The 17,119-nt window shown below is 31.8% G+C and carries 15 protein-coding genes; all 15 read right to left on the bottom strand.

Features of this window, described 5'->3' with window-relative positions; genetic code table 11:
* Window positions 1–70: 70 nt before the first annotated feature.
* Complete coding sequence (gene rfbD, locus ACM55I_RS10185) at window positions 71–949, bottom strand: dTDP-4-dehydrorhamnose reductase (protein ID WP_416846658.1); 879 nt, start codon at window positions 947–949, stop codon at window positions 71–73.
* 1 nt (window position 950) lies between these two features.
* Complete coding sequence (gene rfbC, locus ACM55I_RS10190; protein WP_416846660.1) at window positions 951–1,502, bottom strand: dTDP-4-dehydrorhamnose 3,5-epimerase; 552 nt, start codon at window positions 1,500–1,502, stop codon at window positions 951–953.
* A gap of 8 nt (window positions 1,503–1,510) precedes the next feature.
* Window positions 1,511–2,404, bottom strand: coding sequence for an NAD-dependent epimerase/dehydratase family protein (locus ACM55I_RS10195; RefSeq protein WP_416846661.1), 894 nt, complete (start codon window positions 2,402–2,404; stop codon window positions 1,511–1,513).
* Between the two features lies 1 nt (window position 2,405).
* On the bottom strand, window positions 2,406–3,554 hold the full coding sequence (locus ACM55I_RS10200; protein ID WP_416846663.1) for a glycosyltransferase: 1,149 nt from the start codon (window positions 3,552–3,554) through the stop codon (window positions 2,406–2,408).
* 51 nt (window positions 3,555–3,605) lie between these two features.
* Entirely contained in the window at window positions 3,606–4,652 is a 1,047-nt protein-coding gene (locus ACM55I_RS10205; protein WP_416846664.1) for a glycosyltransferase family 4 protein, read from the bottom strand.
* On the bottom strand, window positions 4,645–5,694 hold the full coding sequence (locus ACM55I_RS10210; protein WP_416846665.1) for a glycosyltransferase family 4 protein: 1,050 nt from the start codon (window positions 5,692–5,694) through the stop codon (window positions 4,645–4,647). The genes ACM55I_RS10205 and ACM55I_RS10210 overlap by 8 nt, the downstream gene beginning before the upstream one ends.
* A complete protein-coding gene (locus ACM55I_RS10215; RefSeq protein WP_416846666.1) occupies window positions 5,691–6,794 on the bottom strand; it encodes a glycosyltransferase in 1,104 nt (367 codons plus the stop codon). Before ACM55I_RS10215 ends, ACM55I_RS10210 begins: the two co-directional genes overlap by 4 nt.
* On the bottom strand, window positions 6,787–7,950 hold the full coding sequence (locus ACM55I_RS10220) for a glycosyltransferase family 4 protein (protein ID WP_416846667.1): 1,164 nt from the start codon (window positions 7,948–7,950) through the stop codon (window positions 6,787–6,789). Before ACM55I_RS10220 ends, ACM55I_RS10215 begins: the two co-directional genes overlap by 8 nt.
* Before the next feature lie 2 nt (window positions 7,951–7,952).
* Window positions 7,953–8,522, bottom strand: coding sequence for an acyltransferase (locus ACM55I_RS10225; protein WP_416846669.1), 570 nt, complete (start codon window positions 8,520–8,522; stop codon window positions 7,953–7,955).
* 2 nt (window positions 8,523–8,524) lie between these two features.
* Window positions 8,525–9,685, bottom strand: coding sequence for a hypothetical protein (locus tag ACM55I_RS10230; protein WP_416846670.1), 1,161 nt, complete (start codon window positions 9,683–9,685; stop codon window positions 8,525–8,527).
* A gap of 10 nt (window positions 9,686–9,695) precedes the next feature.
* On the bottom strand, window positions 9,696–10,952 hold the full coding sequence (locus ACM55I_RS10235; protein WP_416846672.1) for an O-antigen ligase family protein: 1,257 nt from the start codon (window positions 10,950–10,952) through the stop codon (window positions 9,696–9,698).
* A 28-nt stretch (window positions 10,953–10,980) separates the two neighbouring features.
* The gene (locus ACM55I_RS10240) at window positions 10,981–12,255 is read right to left on the bottom strand and encodes a nucleotide sugar dehydrogenase (protein ID WP_416846674.1); all 1,275 of its coding nucleotides are present in this window, start codon (window positions 12,253–12,255) and stop codon (window positions 10,981–10,983) included.
* A 66-nt stretch (window positions 12,256–12,321) separates the two neighbouring features.
* Window positions 12,322–13,287, bottom strand: coding sequence for an SDR family oxidoreductase (locus ACM55I_RS10245; protein WP_416846675.1), 966 nt, complete (start codon window positions 13,285–13,287; stop codon window positions 12,322–12,324).
* Between the two features lies 1 nt (window position 13,288).
* The gene (locus tag ACM55I_RS10250) at window positions 13,289–14,350 is read right to left on the bottom strand and encodes a Wzz/FepE/Etk N-terminal domain-containing protein (protein WP_416846676.1); all 1,062 of its coding nucleotides are present in this window, start codon (window positions 14,348–14,350) and stop codon (window positions 13,289–13,291) included.
* A 182-nt stretch (window positions 14,351–14,532) separates the two neighbouring features.
* Window positions 14,533–16,971, bottom strand: coding sequence for an SLBB domain-containing protein (locus tag ACM55I_RS10255; RefSeq protein ID WP_416846677.1), 2,439 nt, complete (start codon window positions 16,969–16,971; stop codon window positions 14,533–14,535).
* Window positions 16,972–17,119: the final 148 nt, after the last annotated feature.

Genomic DNA, 17,119 nt, shown 5'->3' on the forward strand with positions numbered 1-17,119 from the left:
AGAAGTTCTGGATTTTCGGCTCCCTTTAGGGGCGGGGCAAACCGAAAATTGTATGTTCTCTTTTTTAATTTCATTCTTTAGGGCGAGGTAAATCGGAAATTATATCATTTAAACATTTTTTTAAACTTTCGGTATAATCAGGGACACTAATCCCATAAGCTTTTTTAATTTTACTTTTATCCAATAAAGAATAGGCAGGGCGTCTTGCAGGCCTAGGATAAGCCGATGAGGGAATACCACTCACGTCACAAATATAGCCGCTAATTTCCTGAATGGCCAAAACAAATTCATACCAGCTGATTTCACCTTCATTCGAATAGTTATAGATTCCCGGCATCCACTCTTGGGCCGTTACTATGTCCATCAAGGCCTGAGCTAAATCGGCAGCATACGTTGGAGAACCAATCTGATCGTTGACCACTCCAATACTATCGCGCTCTTGTAACAAACGTTGCATGGTTTTCACAAAATTGTTTCCAAATCTACTGTAAACCCAAGAGGTCCTGATAATAATTGCATCCGAATTTGCTTTTAAACAAGCTAATTCACCTGCCCTTTTACTGGCGCCGTAAACATTAACAGGTTTCGTCAGTGCTTCTTCTGTCAATGCGACAGATGAGGTACCGTCAAAAACATAATCGGTAGAAATATGAATGAGTTTTACAGAATGATCTTTAGCATATTGGGCAATAATCCCAACAGCCAAATGATTAATAACATCCACTAATTCTTGTTCTGTTTCCGCTTTATCAACGGCAGTATAAGCACCACAATTCAAAATCACATTTGGAGAAATCACCTCCAACTGGTTTTGTAACACCTTCAAATCATCTAGTGAAACTTGGGTCCTATCTGCAAATATCCATTCAAATTGAGGATAATTATTGGACAACACCTTCAATTCCGAACCCAATTGCCCGTTTGCCCCTGTTACTAATATTTTTTTCATATTATACAAAGGTCCAATCAATTTGGTCAAAATTTGGCAATATCAAATCCTTTTCAGAAACAATTACTTCATCTGGATTCACTTGCCAATCAATGGCCAAAGTAGGATCATCATAGCGAATACCTCTTTCACTATCCTTGTGATACAATTGATCTACTTTATACATAACAGAAGCCGTTTCACTCAAAACGGAGAAACCGTGTGCAAAGCCATGAGGTACCATCAATTGTTTTTTATTTTCGGCACTTAAAACAACACTGAAATGCTGCCCATAAGTAGTGGAATTTTTACGTAAATCTACAGCCACATCAAGAATTTCTCCTTCCAAGACCCGTACCAATTTAGCTTGCGCAAAAGGATTAATTTGCAAATGCAATCCGCGAATCACCCCACGTTTAGAGAAAGACTGATTGTCTTGTATAAATTGATAGTTAATTCCATTTTCATGAAATTGAGCTTGATTGTAGGCTTCAAAAAAATACCCTCTTGAGTCTTCAAAAACTCTAGGAGTAATGATTACTAAATCCTGTATTGGTGTTTTTTCAATTGTCATTTCTAATTTTATTTTTTAAATGATTGAAAGGTCTTTAACAATCCTTCTTTCGAATCAATCGGCAAGGGTTTGCCTATTGCTTTTATAATTTTTTGGTTACTTACTACATAATCCTCCGTCAGCTTTTGCAAACGTTCTGAATTAAGCGGCAAATGCAAGGAGTCACCCAATTTTGCAGCACCTTTAATCCAGGAGGACGGTATATTAAAAATCCAATATTTTTTTCCTAAACTACTCCCTATTAACTGAATAAGTTCATTGGTTGATAACGACTTATCATCCGAAACTTGATAAACTCCTGAAGGGATTTTATCATTTCCTATTAGTTCTTGTATCACAAAACAAAGATTTTCGACACTTAAAAAAGAACGCTTATTTTGGAAATCCCCTAATGGCCAAGGTAATCCTTTGGAAACTATTTGGTAGAGTAAATTCAAATTCCCTTTATTTTCTGGCCCATGTATCATACAAGGCCGTAAGATGTACACTCTTTTTCCGGATGGTAATTCCTGAGATAAAATATACTGCTCCGCTTGCTGTTTCGCAATACCATAATGCGTTTTAGGGTTTGGCATTTCGTCTTCGGTCAATATACCTTTTACTTCATCAGCCACAGCTTTTACTGTACTCATGAAAATAAAAACGGAAGCTCTCGATTGTAAGAAAGAATCAAACAACTGTTTGGTCAATTCAAAATTGGCTTCGTAATAATCGGTAGGATTGGATACATTCTTTAAATCATGCGCCTTACCTGCTAAATGAATTATGGCATCCGTTTCCAAATCAATTTGCTGATGGGAAAAATAACGAACACTCAAAGGGCGTATCTCATGTGAAGTCTTCAAATAATTTTGAAGATTAGTTCCTACAAATCCTGTAGATCCTGTTATTATTATATCCATTTTAAATTTTCAAAATCTCTGAAATTAATTTCCATATCTTAGTTTGTTCAAAATTTTCTTGAACAAATAATCTCCCTCGCTTACCATGCTTTAATGCTACCCCATCATTTTGCAAATAATATAAAATTTTATTTGCTATATCTATAGGCTCATGAGTTATAAATGAACCCGTTTTATTGACTAAAATGGATTCTGTACAACCAGTAGCTTTTGTAATAATGACAGGCAGATTCATCGATGATGCCTCCAAAGCTACTGTTGGGAATCCTTCTCTATAAGTTGGCAAAACAAAAATATCCATTAGCGAAAAATATTGTGAAGCATCAATAACAAAATCAGTAAAAATAATAGATGGATCTTCTGAAATTTTATTTTTAGAATAATCCGATATAGAATCTCGCTGTTCGATCGGGCCGACTAATAATAATTTTGCATTTGAGTAATTTAACTTCACTATTTCCCAAGCTTGAATCAAATCATCAATTCCTTTATCTTTTACCAAACGACCAACATACCCTACTATCTTATCATCTCTGGAAATAGCATATTTAGATCTTAACATATTTAAACTAGCAGCATCTGTTTTACTGGGATTAAACTTGTTTTCAGTATCAATACCATTACAAGTCCCTAAACCTAAAATTACATTTTTAGCAGGATTATTTAACTTATCTTTTTCACTAATATCCTTTACTGATTGACTTACACAAACTACTTTTGACGCAAAAAAACCGGTCAATTTATCAATGTTTTTTAACAAAATTCTTTTAGCTCCTGAGCTGGTTTCATATATTATTCCATGACGAAAATAAATACGATCAGAAATATTTGCGAAAAAGGATGCAATCATGGCTACCATTCCTCCTTTTGGTGTATGCCCCACAACTTTGGTAATATTATTCCTTTTGATATATTGATAAATTCTAATTATTGCTTTAACATCTTTCAAAGGACTGATTGACCTTGTTATCTCAACTTCAAAAGGAATGTATTCTAATTCATTTGACAGTTCAAAAAATTCTTTAGATGAAGTACAACCTAAATGATACTCATTACCACTTTCATTTTTTAAATAAAAAAATTGTTTCCCAAAAAAATGATTAATAACAAAAGAAACAGTAATTATATGGAGAACTTTATCTCTTTTCATTTTATAATTTCAAAATTAAATTCTCAAATTCTTAAAATTTTTATAGTCAATCTATAGTAGTTTTTCATAAACCTTGATATGTTCATCAACAATATGATTTAAGTCATATTTATCTTTAATATTTTCTCTTAATTGTTTGCCCTTAATTATAGCGTCGTTATAATTAAAATATACGAATTTCATTTTATCTAAAAACTCATTTAATTCAACCAAATAACCCGCACTATCGTCTATTAATTCTGGGATACTTCCTACCGGTGTAGATATAACGGGCATTGATGAAGCTCCCGCCTCAAGTAAAGAAATTGGAAGTCCTTCCCATAATGAAGGCAAAACAAACACATGAGATTGATTACAAATTACATTTATATCTTTTCGATATCCTAAAAACTTAAATCTTGAATTTACATTTTTCTCCTTTATGTAAGCTATCAAATCCTTTTTAAGAAAGCCTTCGCCAACAATATGAATTTCAAATTCAAACTCTTTTTGTAATGCTACAGCGATATCAACTAAATATTTATGATTTTTAACGGGTTCTATTCTACCAATACATAAAAAAGTAAATACAGCATTCTTCTCTGCGTCTAATTCATATTGCAAAGTATCTATTCCATTAGGAATAATTATAGCATCCTTCTTGTATATACTTTTTTGCATATTTTTAGAGAAAATTATGTCACTATTCCTAAACGGCTTAAATACTTTTACTATTATTTCCCGCATACTAGAGCCTAAATTGAAGTTATGAGAAGTAAATACAATTTTAAGTTTTGGAATAGCTAACTTTATTAAAACGGACATAATTAAAGCATGCGCCATATGGGCATGAACGATTTTAATATCATTTTTTTTAATAAAAACATACAATTCTTTACAGCCCCTAATAAAAGATGGTACAGTTTTTACAACATTTAGTGTTCTAACATTAACATTTTGTTCTATAAATAATTCTCTAAGGCGATCTTTGTCACTAATTCCTATCACAAAGACTTCATGGCCTAGAGCTTTTAATGAACGTGATAAATCAAAAACTACTTTTTCTGCTCCCCCAACATCTAATCCTGTAATAAGATGCAACATCTTAATTCTATTCATACTTTGAAGTTATAAATTTTGCCACTGAACTCCATTCAAACCGTGCTGAAAAAATAAAATTATTTTCCTTCATAGTGTTATACATAGTGTTATCCTCTATTAATTCTCTTATTTTTTCAGAATATAATTCTGGGTTAAACTCTTTTTGAACACTTCCATTTGCCTCTCCAATAAAATTTGAAATACCTCCAACATCAGAAATAACAATTGGTAGTCCCATTGTTATTGCTTCCATCATAGAAGTTGGAGTTCCTTCTTCTAAAGAAGTTAATAGAAAAACCTTCGACTCGAACATCAAAACTGCTATGGCTTCATAATCTTTAAAACCTACACAAGAAACGTTAGACAAATTTCTTTTTTTAATCATGGTTTCAACATCTAATTGTGTAGGACCATCACCAACTAATATAAACGAATATTCTTTTAATATTTCGGCAATTTCTAAAATAAATTTTTGATTTTTAACCGGGAAAAAATTAGCCACAGAAACTACATCATATTTCTTATCTTCCTTTTTTTTATTTCTTGTCTCAAAAAAAAAGGGATTTACACCACTTGGTTGGAAATGTGTATTTGAATTATATTTTTTTAAAAACTGATAACTTTCATATCCTGTAGCAAAAGTAACAAAGACCTTTTTTAAAAAAAAGGGAAGTAATTTTTGATGAGAAAAATTATTTTGTATTCCTCCATGAAAAGTTAAAGCATCTTTTTTGGCAATTCCAAATAATACTATTAATCTTCCAATAAATATTGCACTCCAATCTCCATGAACATGAACAATGTCAAATTTTTTATTTTTTATTAATAAATCGAATATTGAAATTGCTCCGAACATTAACACTCCTATAAATTGAGGTTTTATAGCAAACCATTTTATTCTGGAAATTTTAATATCCTGAACTGAAACCTTTTCTCCAGCATTAAAAACTACGGTTACATCATGTTCATCATTTATCTGTTCATTTGTCAAATGGTAAATATGCGCTTCCATTCCTCCTTTAATAGGCGGTGTTTTCAAACAAAATCTTAATATTTTCATTTCATTGAAATGATTTCGTTTCTGTATTTATTAAATACAGAATTCCATTCATATTTTTCAATAACATCCTTTCGTGCTTGTTTTGCTAATTTTGAACGCAGTATTTCCGAACTGCCCATTTTCATAATTGTTCTAATAATTTCTTCTTCATCTGTTGAAACTAACAAACCATTTGTATCATTCTCAATTACTCCTTCAATAGATCCAACTTTTGTTGAAATAATAGGCATTTGTAAAGCCATGGCTTCTACAATAGTTCTTGGCATACCTTCACTGACAGAAGATTGAATATAAATATCACTGTTAATTAATATCTTTATAAAATCTTTTTGATCAATCCAATCTATCAGAGTTACATTTTTTTGAAGTTCTAATTCCTTTATTAATTTGGTATAATTATCACTTAACTCCCCTCCACCTATTAAAGTCAAATGATATTGCAATGGTGATTTACTCAAATATTTGATTAAATTTTCATAATTTTTTTCTTTCACAAATCTTCCAACTGAAACAAGTTTCAATACATCATCTTGTAGGTGATAGTCTGATTTAATTTGATTAAATAATTCTAAATTTACTCGATTATAAATCTCAACTACATTATCGCTAATCCCTAAATCATATAATTTTTTAGTCATAAAAGGATTTAAAGATCTCACTTTGTCCGCACTTTTATAAATTGAAATTAAAAATTTAGATAGTAATCTCAAATGTCTTTTTTGAATATTCATGATACGAAAATATTCTTCACCATGAATTTCTATCATAACAGGTATATTAAATACTTTTTTTGCAAGTATAGCAGCTGTTCCGCCAAAAATAGCACTTTGACAAAGGATATGGGTAATTTTTAGTTTTTTGAGGTAAAAAAAAATTAAAAAACTTGTTAAAATAAAAATACGTGCAGGATTTATAATTTTGGGAATTAAAATTAAAGTAATATTTTTCTCCCTAAATGTTTCAAATTTATTTTTGGAAGATCTTGCTAATAAATAATACTTATCAAAGTCCATTGCCAACTCATTCCAAATTTTATAATTATGATCTGCTTTGTTTATCCCATGATATATGTTAGCAGATAGGTGAAGTAAATTACTCATTAAAAATAGTTTTTATATACATTAAGGCCACTTTTTGAGTACTGTATTTTTTTATTTCTTCTAAATTTTCATCTCTTATTAGGTTCAACTCCGAAGACTCTAATTTAGCAAGCTTTACCAAATTAATTGCAAAACCATTCGAATCATTTATATCAGACATAAAATCAAGTTGTTTTTCACCTAAAATATCTTTAATTCCACCAGCATTGGTCGTTACTATTGGAAGCCCGCAAGCCATTGCCTCTATTAATACCCGAGGGAAACCTTCGGCATGAGTTGGATTTATAAAAATATCTGCAATTTGATAGAACTGATGTACTATTGCATTTGGTAAAGAACCTAAAAAAAAAACTTTATCCTCGTAACCCATTGCTTTTACCTCTTTTTCAATATCATCTTTATCTTTACCGTCTCCAATAAAATAAAACAAATAACTTTGCAACAGAGATTCGTTATAAAATTGCTTTATAAAATTACTCACATATAATTTTGATTTCCTTACTGGCGAAAATTTATGCACAAATAAAATTATCTTTTTATCACTTGCAATACCTAATTCATTTTTAATAGTCTCACTTTTTTGTTTTTCAACTTTATAAAACCTTGAAGTATCAATGTCATTATATAAGACTTTAATTTTATCATCGCTGATCCCAACCATATTGACATAATATTCTCTCATACTCTCAGGACCGGTTACAAAAAAAGTAACAAAACGCTTGATAAAATTGAAAGGCAATCTAGTTTTTAAATACCATTTAACTTTATCCAAACTAAACTTCTGTTCATTATCAAATTCGAAAACCGTACCGCTATGCCAATAATACACTTCTAATTTGGAAATAAATGAATTTAAAATAGCCATGATAGCTCCCCAATTAGTAATCCTAACAAATAGTTTATTATATCCTTCTCGTTGCATTTGAGATATCAATCCATATAACTCAAATAATCTATAAATTCCGATTTTCTTTAAACAAAAAACTTTAATATTAGAATTATTAACGATTGGTTTCCCCTCTGTTTTTTCAATAATTAAATTTATGTTAACTCCGTTTTGTGCTATCTCTTCTAATAAATTGAGAACATGAAAAAAATGCTGGCTACTATTTTCTGAATAGTGATTCAGTATGTATATTAATTTTTTGTCTGACATTTTTACTTATTCAATAATTTTTCCTTAGTAATAAATTCTTTGCCATGCCCCTTTTTATTGTAGACAAAAGGTTCTTGACTACTCGCCAACTCTTCAAAACGCTCTCTATTTCTATATTTTAAAACCTTGGCAGGGTTTCCTCCAACTACCGCATATTCTGGGACATCTTTTGTAACCACAGCACCTGCAGCTATAACAGCCCCTTTACCAACAGTAATTCCTGGTAAAATAATTACTTTTGTTCCCACCCATACATACTCCTTTATTACTACAGGAGCAACAACCATTTTCTGATCAAAAGGCAAGGCTTCTAAACAAGTACTGTCATAATTATGTGATCTGGTATAAATAGTAACTTCCGGGCCAAATATAACTCCATTACAAATTACTAAATCTCCGGTCGCATCAAAATAGGCGCCAGGACCAACATACACATTATCTCCAATTGAAATATTCTCTGGATAAATAAAACTACTGTTCCAAAGTTTAAATACCGAGTTCTTTCCAACATTTTGGAAAACAATTTTTCGGTATTTAATTTTCACGATAATTATTTCAATAAAACTTAACATAATTATTTTTTAATAATTTTTTTCAATAATAACACTCTGAAAATTGATGAAAATAAAACAAAACACAAACAGATAATAACAGTCCCTTGAATGAAGTATAACTTCATTAGACACATAAAAATAAACATAACAGACATTTCTATAATCATAGTAATGTTTATCGACTTATTATCGTAGTGAAGTATTAATTGAGATCTAATCATTAGTAATTCCAAATAAGAAATAGCACATGCACTTATCAAGAATGACTCTATTAAATATATCTTAGCGTTCAAAGAGTACATATATACAATAGAAATCAAAAAAGTCACCAATAATAAAAATATTCCTAAGAAGTATTTTTTATTATTAATTTTCTCGTAATGGGCATCATTATTATTTCTATTTATTAAAAAAGCTTCTAGTATTCTGAACAAAGAAAAACTAAAAGATTGTGCCTTTATGAACAAAGAGAATAACCCAAGTTGGCTTTTATTTAAAATTCCATTGAATAGAAAAATAAAAAAATTATCTGCCAAACTTTTGATAATATTATTAAAATAATAGCCTTTGAAATTATTAAAATTAACAATAATAAAACGTATAGTCTCTAGAAACATAATATCCGAAAAATAAGTTTTTCGGTATTTAAGAATTAAGCAAATCATACAAAGAGTATTTCCAATACCAATTACAAAAACGACTTCATTCATACCATGTATATATCCGATATAATAAGCTCCTAAAAAAATCAAAAGCTTCGTAATCGATATAATAAATAGAATTTTGAAATATTGTTTCAATTTATTGTCTGCCTGTAATGCACAATCAAAAAAATTAAGAAAAAACATTGGAAAGCTATAGAGGAACATAGAATATATAGGGAGATTTAAATATCCTATTCCGTAAAAAAGAAAAAGTAATAATAAAAAAACAAAGGTTCCAAAAACATAAAAAGAAAAATAAATAGTTTTAAATCCTTTTTCGTCTTGAAATCTAACAACAGCAAAATTTGATGGTATAATTATAAAAATCAATCCTAACAAAGCTATTTTGGCGTTATATAGAGAAAATTCACCAAAAAAAGCATTTCCTAGTTGTCTGGCTAAAATAAAATTGAGTCCGAAATTTAAAAATGCAGACAAAATATTCCAAGAAGCTATTTGGCTTATTTTTTTTAACATTATAGAAAAACTATTTTTTATATAAATTATTTAATTTTAAATTCAAGCCTACTAAAGTCAATATTAACAACAATAGAAAAGAGGCTGGTAAAAACCAATTAGCACTCAAACAAGTTATAATAAAAATTAATAACCACCCATAGGAAGCTTCTCTAAAATTTTGAACTAATATGGAACTAGTTTCTAATTTAATTTTTAATAATTTCAAGAAATTAACTATTAGATATATAAAAAAAGTCAATCCCACTAAACCTGCCTCACAAACAATTTGTAAAAAAGGATTATACGTCGAGCCAAGAATATTACCCGCAGTACTTTCAGACATTACATTTCCCGCACTTTCAATCAAACCACTATAACCAGCCATAACATTCTGATTATAAGACCCGTATCCTACCCCAAAAAAAGGCCTTTTCATAAACATCTCAAAACCATTTAACAACGACAAAACCCGCAATTGCCCAGTACCTTCCTCAGATCCAGAAAGGTTTTGGTTAATTCTGGAAACAACAGAAAGCTGCTGTAATTGACTGGAAAATACGATCAGAAAAAAAAGAAATAAGAATACAGACAAACCAGTCTTTATAATTAATGACTGGCTCAACTTAAGGTTTTTATAAAAATGGTAGAAAAACAAAGAAGCTGTGGTAATAGTTGCACCTATACCCCCTGTGCATATTATAGCCGCTAAAAATATAAACATTCCATATCTATTTTTTTTTACCAGCTCTGCATAAAGAAAAAAAGTCAGAAACAAACTAACCTCGTCTCCCATTAAACCAAATGATCGAGTAACTCCATCATCAGAAGTACTCGCTTCGAAACCAGAAAATAATATTGGAAAAAAATAAGATAAAACAACTAAAAAGGCATTGAAATAAGCAAAATAAGTTAATCCTTTTATGAAAAAAAACATTTGATTTATATTTTTTACATATAAAAAAACAAAAAATACAATATTGAAGTTTAAAAAAAAATGAATAAATTGTGAAAAACTACTTAAAAAATAAGACGCATTCAATAGTAATGTGTAGCAAGTTGACAGTAATAAAAACAAAAGAAATATACCTATAAAGACAAAGCACTTATTTATTTTCTTTTGTTTATAAATACAAATACAATTAAGAAAAAAAAATGCGGCTTTTATAATTAATGATGCTCTAATTTCTAAACCATCGGATATTTTAAATAATATTGCATTTTCTCCTAAGGTGTTTTCTAGCAATAATACCCAAAAGAACAACAATAAAAGATATAAAAATTTCATTTGAAATCTGTTGTTTTATTTGTGGGCTTTATAATTTACCGTCTGAAATTCCATTTGTAACTCCTTTTACATCATACACAATAGCCTTGTCACTTTTCAATTTATTAAAATCTAAACCTAAAAAATCTTTATGGGCTACACCCAAAACAATAGCATCAAATTGTTTGTCCGGTACTATTTTTGTTGTAATTAAACCATACTCATGTTTTACTTCAGAAGGATTTGCCATCGGGTCAAATATAGTGACTTGAATTCCGTAGTCGCTTAATGCTTTCACTACATCAACTATTTTAGTATTACGCACATCTGGACAATTTTCTTTAAAGGTGATACCTAACATCAACAAGCTAGCGCCTTTTATAGCAATCTCTTTTTTAATCATCAACTTCACTACTTGAGAAGCTACATAATCGCCCATACTATCATTTAATCTTCTACCTGCTAAAATAATTTCAGGATGGTATCCAAATTCTTGGGCACGTTGAGCTAGATAGTAAGGATCAACTCCTATGCAATGTCCTCCCACTAATCCAGGTTTAAACGGTAAAAAATTCCATTTTGTACCTGCTGCTTCTAAAACAGCATGGGTATCAATATCCATTAAATTAAATATTTTAGCTAATTCATTTACAAAAGCAATATTGATATCACGTTGTGAATTTTCTATTACTTTAGCGGCTTCTGCAACTTTAATACAAGGCGCTAGATGGGTTCCAGCAATAATGACACTTTTATACAAATCATCAACTAGAACACCAATTTCGGGAGTGGAACCAGCAGTAACTTTTAAAATTTTTTCTACCGTGTGCTCTTTATCCCCAGGATTGATTCTTTCAGGAGAATAACCCGCAAAAAAATCAACATTAAATTTCAATCCGGATATTTTTTCTAAAACAGGTACACATTCTTCTTCTGTTACACCAGGGTATACCGTTGATTCATAAATGACGATATCACCTTTTTTCAAAACTTTACCAACAGTTTCGCTCGATTTATACAGTGGAGTTAAATCTGGACGATTGTTTTTATCAACAGGTGTAGGAACAGTTATAATATAATAATTACAATCTTTTATCTCGTTTAGTGAAGAAGAACACAACAAGCCGTTTTGTCCTGAAAATCCATTCACCAAAACCTCTTGTAAAATAGCGTCTGAAACTTCTAAAGTACTATCTGTCCCAGAACGCAATCCATCGATTCTATTTTGATTAATATCAAATCCTACAACCTGATATTTTGTCGCAAATAATCTTGCTAATGGTAGTCCAACGTATCCTAAACCTATTACTGCAATTTTTTTCATACTTCAAATTTATACTCAATAATTAGTCAAAAGCGAGCTAATTATACCATTAGGTAGTTTATACTATTATTTTAAATTATTATAATACCAAGTGACGGCCTCTTTAAGACCCTCTTGAATTGAATATTGAGGCTTATATCCTAATAAAAGTTTAGCTTTATCAATACTAGCCAAAGAATGAGGTATATCCCCTGCTCTGTTAGGCCCATGTATAACCTCAATATCCCTGATTTTAGCATCAAAAGCCGACAAGTTTTCTTTCAATAAACGGACTAATTGTGTTAAAGTGGTTCTGTCTCCAAAAGCGGTATTGTAAACAGTATTTATCGCTTCCGGATTTTGAGTGGTCATAGCCAGTTCATTCATCTGAATCACATTGTCAATATAAGTAAAGTCTCTTGAATAATTACCGTCACCATTAATAACAGGATTTTCGTAATTCATAAATTGTATGACAAGCTTGGGAATCACTGCGGCATAAGCTCCATGAGGATCTTGTTTTCTTCCAAATACATTAAAATAACGAAGGCCTATCGTTTCTAAACCATATGTTTTGCTGAAAATTTCGGCATATAATTCATTGACATACTTAGTTATGGCATAAGGCGAAAGTGGTTTTCCTATTACTTCTTCCACCTTCGGCAATCCAACAGAATCTCCATAGGTCGAAGAACTTGCAGCATATACAAATCGTTTTACTTTTGCATCACGTGAAGCGGTAAGCATATTTAAAAATCCCGAAACATTTACGTCATTAGTTGTTATAGGATCATTAATAGAACGAGGAACAGAACCTAATGCTGCTTGATGCAAAACATAATCAACTCCATCAACAGCGTTCTGACAATCAGTTAAATTACGTATATCGCCTTCTATTAATTTAAAATTAAAATTATTAATAAAATTGTCCAAATTATGCCTATGACCTGTCGCAAAATTATCTAAACAAATTACGGAATATCCTACGTTCAAGAAATACTCACATAAATTGGAACCTATAAAACCAGCCCCTCCAGTAATTAATATTTTCATATCAAAATTCTTTAATTATTTTTCTAATTGACAACAACAATAAAACCAAAAATCCCACTAAAAAACCACCCAAAATAATCCCTTTGACTTTACCAAAACGCTCTTTAGCTAAAGGTAAAATAGGTCTGTCAATTACTTGAATCAAAGGTGTTTCTTTACGCAAGGTAACTTTAGCCAACTCTGTTTGTTTAACTAATTCAGTTAATATAGCAGTATTCGCTTGTACATCCACCTGTCTTCTGGCAGAGGGAGCGCGGCGCACATTGAGTGCAGGGTTTAACATAAAGGTATTGTCATTGGCAACAGCCACTCCAGTAATGGCTCCATTAAGTTCCCTCCGAATCGAATCGGTTTGTCGTTCTAAGATATCCATATTCATTCGTGCCTTTTTGCTTTTAGAAGTGATATAAAAATCCGACACCTCTTTAACTAAAGCTTCCGTAAAATATTTGGAAAACAATTCATTCGTAGAAGAAACATCAATAGTTATAATCGCTATTTTTTTGTCTTTTTGTCCAACGGACAATCCATTTTTTGATAAATCCTCATAAATCACACCCAAAATACTGTCATGCACTCTGCTAAGGTATTTGCGTTTCACATTGGGTAAAAACTGAATGTCTTTGAATTGAGGATTATCGCTCCATTTATCTCTCCATCCTTTATTTTGGATATACATTTCAGCCAAAGAAATACCTGTGTCGTAGGAACCAACAGGACTCAACAAAGTTTGTTCGACCATACTTCGTGACTTGAACAACTCCGTCAAATTAGAACCGGTAAAAATACTACCACCACCACCACCAAGATCTATACCAAATGAACTTGCCAAACCAAGCGCTCCTCCTAGTCCACCACCAGACTTTTCATCTTCCAGTGCAAACGATAAAGTAGCGGTGTAAATAGGTTTCTTGCTAAAGGAATAGGCCAAACCTAAACCGGCTCCAACAATCCCTGCCAATAGTATAATTTTCCATTGCGAAACTAAATAGGAGAACCATTCCTTACTCTTGATAATCAGTTCTTTTAACGAGATTTCGTCATTAGGTATTTCTTTATTCATTGTATCAAGATTTTACGCTTGTATTTTATTTAACTGTATTGAAATGTATCTTTTAAATGATGCCGACAAAAGCCTCATATTTATTTTCATTCGTCTCTAATGTCATTCTGACCAAGTCGAAGGAAGGGTACCCCCGAATACGGTACACGGACCACTTTAACCTGCAAACTGAAAACTGATCACTACCTCAAAATCGCAATAATAACCCCCGCTAAACTCGCCAATACCCCTGCTATACTTACAAATTCACCCGTACTCATCTTTTTTACTTCTGGTTTTTCAGGAACTATAATTTGAGAACCCGGAGTTACTCTCGGATAATTTCTAAAGAATAAAAATGAACTTGTTACTGCCGCCTTACCATTAGGATAAATGATATAGGCTTTCTTTTTCCAGCCTTTATTATCCACTCCACCCACTGCATTCAGGTAATAGCCAAACCCTTTACCTCTATCATAGGGAATCTCAGAAGTCAACAGTACATTACCGGTAACTTTTACACCTTCATTGAAAATCGCCACTTCTATTTCATCTCCAGGAAATAAGGTAACATTGGTATTGCTTTTCGGGTTTTTGACAATAGATTTCCAATCTACAGGTATGGTCGCAAATTTTAAATCTTCTTTTAATTTTTTGGTCAATTTTTTTTGAATACTGTCCTTTTTACCCAAATTCAAATCGACACTTTCTACCGCTTCAATTTGTTTGGCTTGAATTGGTCGTTTGATTTTAACACCCTCAACATTAGCTAATGAGGTTAAACCACCCGCTCTTTCAACAATATCATAGACTTTATCTTTCTTGTTTGCCAGAACATATTTACCGGCGTAATTAACAGCACCACTTATAGTTACAGTTTCTGGCTTATCATAAACGGCCATCCTGCGGATATTAATTACATCAAAAGGCATCAATTCAAAATTTCTGGCCTGCTCATTATTAGTGGCTGTAATTTCTATATTAAATATTTGTGCTTTATTAGGATTGGCATCATCAATTTCCTCAGACTGAATCATTCGGGCTATTTCAACTCTTTTGGATGCAGAACCGATTAATCCGCCAGCTTGAACTAATAAATCGTTCAAAGTTAGATTTTCATAATAATTATATATTCCCGGTTTTTTTATCTCACCGTCTATTGTAATTTTATATTCCTCAACAAAATCCAAAATAGAATACACCGTTACGACATCTTCTTTCTGCAATGAAATATCTGCTTCTAAATCGCCATCTAATGCTTTAATCAAATTGACGTTGACAATCTGTGTTGTCAAATCCGGTTTTAAACGAATTATCTTTGCTCTGGTGGCGTACGCATCTTCTTTAAGACCGTCAGCCTTGACAATCAAATCAGAAATACGCATTCCTTCGTAAAAAGAATAGGTATCAGGTCTGAACACAGCACCGTCAATTTTGACACGATTTTCAAAACGGTTTAAAATTTTAGTTACACTGAAAACATCACCTGACAATGGGGTATAGGTATTAAATTCCTCGAATTTGACATCGCGAACTTTAAACTCTTTATTTGTTTTCTGCAATACATTTACGGATGCAGTGTAAGCAAACTCATTAAATCCTGAGGCAAAAGACAATAAATCAGTAAAAGTTTCTCCTTTTTTCATTTCAAATATCCCGGGACGTTTTACCTGACCTTCCACACTTACACGTTGCATATAGGCTGGAATTCTGATGACGTCATTGTCTTTCAACCCCACATTATCCGATTGATCGCCATTGACCAAAAAATGATAGATATCAATAGTGCGATAGACTTTATTCCCCCTTAACAACTCGATGTTTCTATAACTCCCATTCTTTCCGGGGCCTCCACCTAAAAACAAAGCATTATAAACAGTAGCCAATGAAGATATAGAGTAGTTTCCAGGTTGTTTACTTCCAATTATAGTAACGCGAATGGTTCGGATACGACTCAAACTAACTCCTACTTGCGATTGCCCGGAGGCAACAGTGCTGTACACTCTGGCTATAGCTCCTCTTATTTTCTGGGTTGCTGCTTCGATAGTCATCCCCGAAACCGGAATCTGCCCTACATATTGAATCGTCACTTTTCCTTCTATGGATACGGGCACACTGGCATTAAATTCCTGCACTCCATAAACACTAATTTGCAATTCATCACCAGGCCCCAATACATAATTCACCGGGGTAGCCAATTTCAAATTAGGTTCAAAATTCAAGGTGGGGTTATCAAACAGTTCTGAACCGAAAACAAGCGCATTAATCGAATCCTTAACTTTAGTGTTGACTATCTTTTCCTGTTTTCTTCCAAAAGTATCTGTTTTTCTACTATCATCTTCATCAGTTTTGTCAGTTTCCTTTTTTACTGCTTCATTTTTTGTTGCCGGCATAGCCAAACGCTCTTTCAGTTTTGCAAATTCACTTGCTGACATCCCTTTGGCCAAAGCCATAGGCTCGGCTTGTTCAATAGTTACATTATTCGATTGCAACTGTGTTTTTATTTTTACAATATCGGCATCCGATAAATAATCCACTTTAAGGGTGCTTAAGTCTGTACTTTTAAGCAAATCTTGCGCCATAAGAGTCGATGTTTGAAAAAGAGCAACAAACAATACAATAGCCGTAATTATTTTTTTCATATTCAATCTAAATTTTTACTTTTTACCAAATTTGTCACCTACTAACCGTTATTTTAAATTATTAAGTCAATAGCTACCCTAATTATTAAAAACTCCGCACAGCTTCGCAATAGTAAGCCACATAAGAAGCATACTCTTTTAATTTATT

Origin of the sequence: Flavobacterium algoris (assembly GCF_048158525.1) — a bacterium.
GTDB lineage: Bacteria > Bacteroidota > Bacteroidia > Flavobacteriales > Flavobacteriaceae > Flavobacterium > Flavobacterium algoris.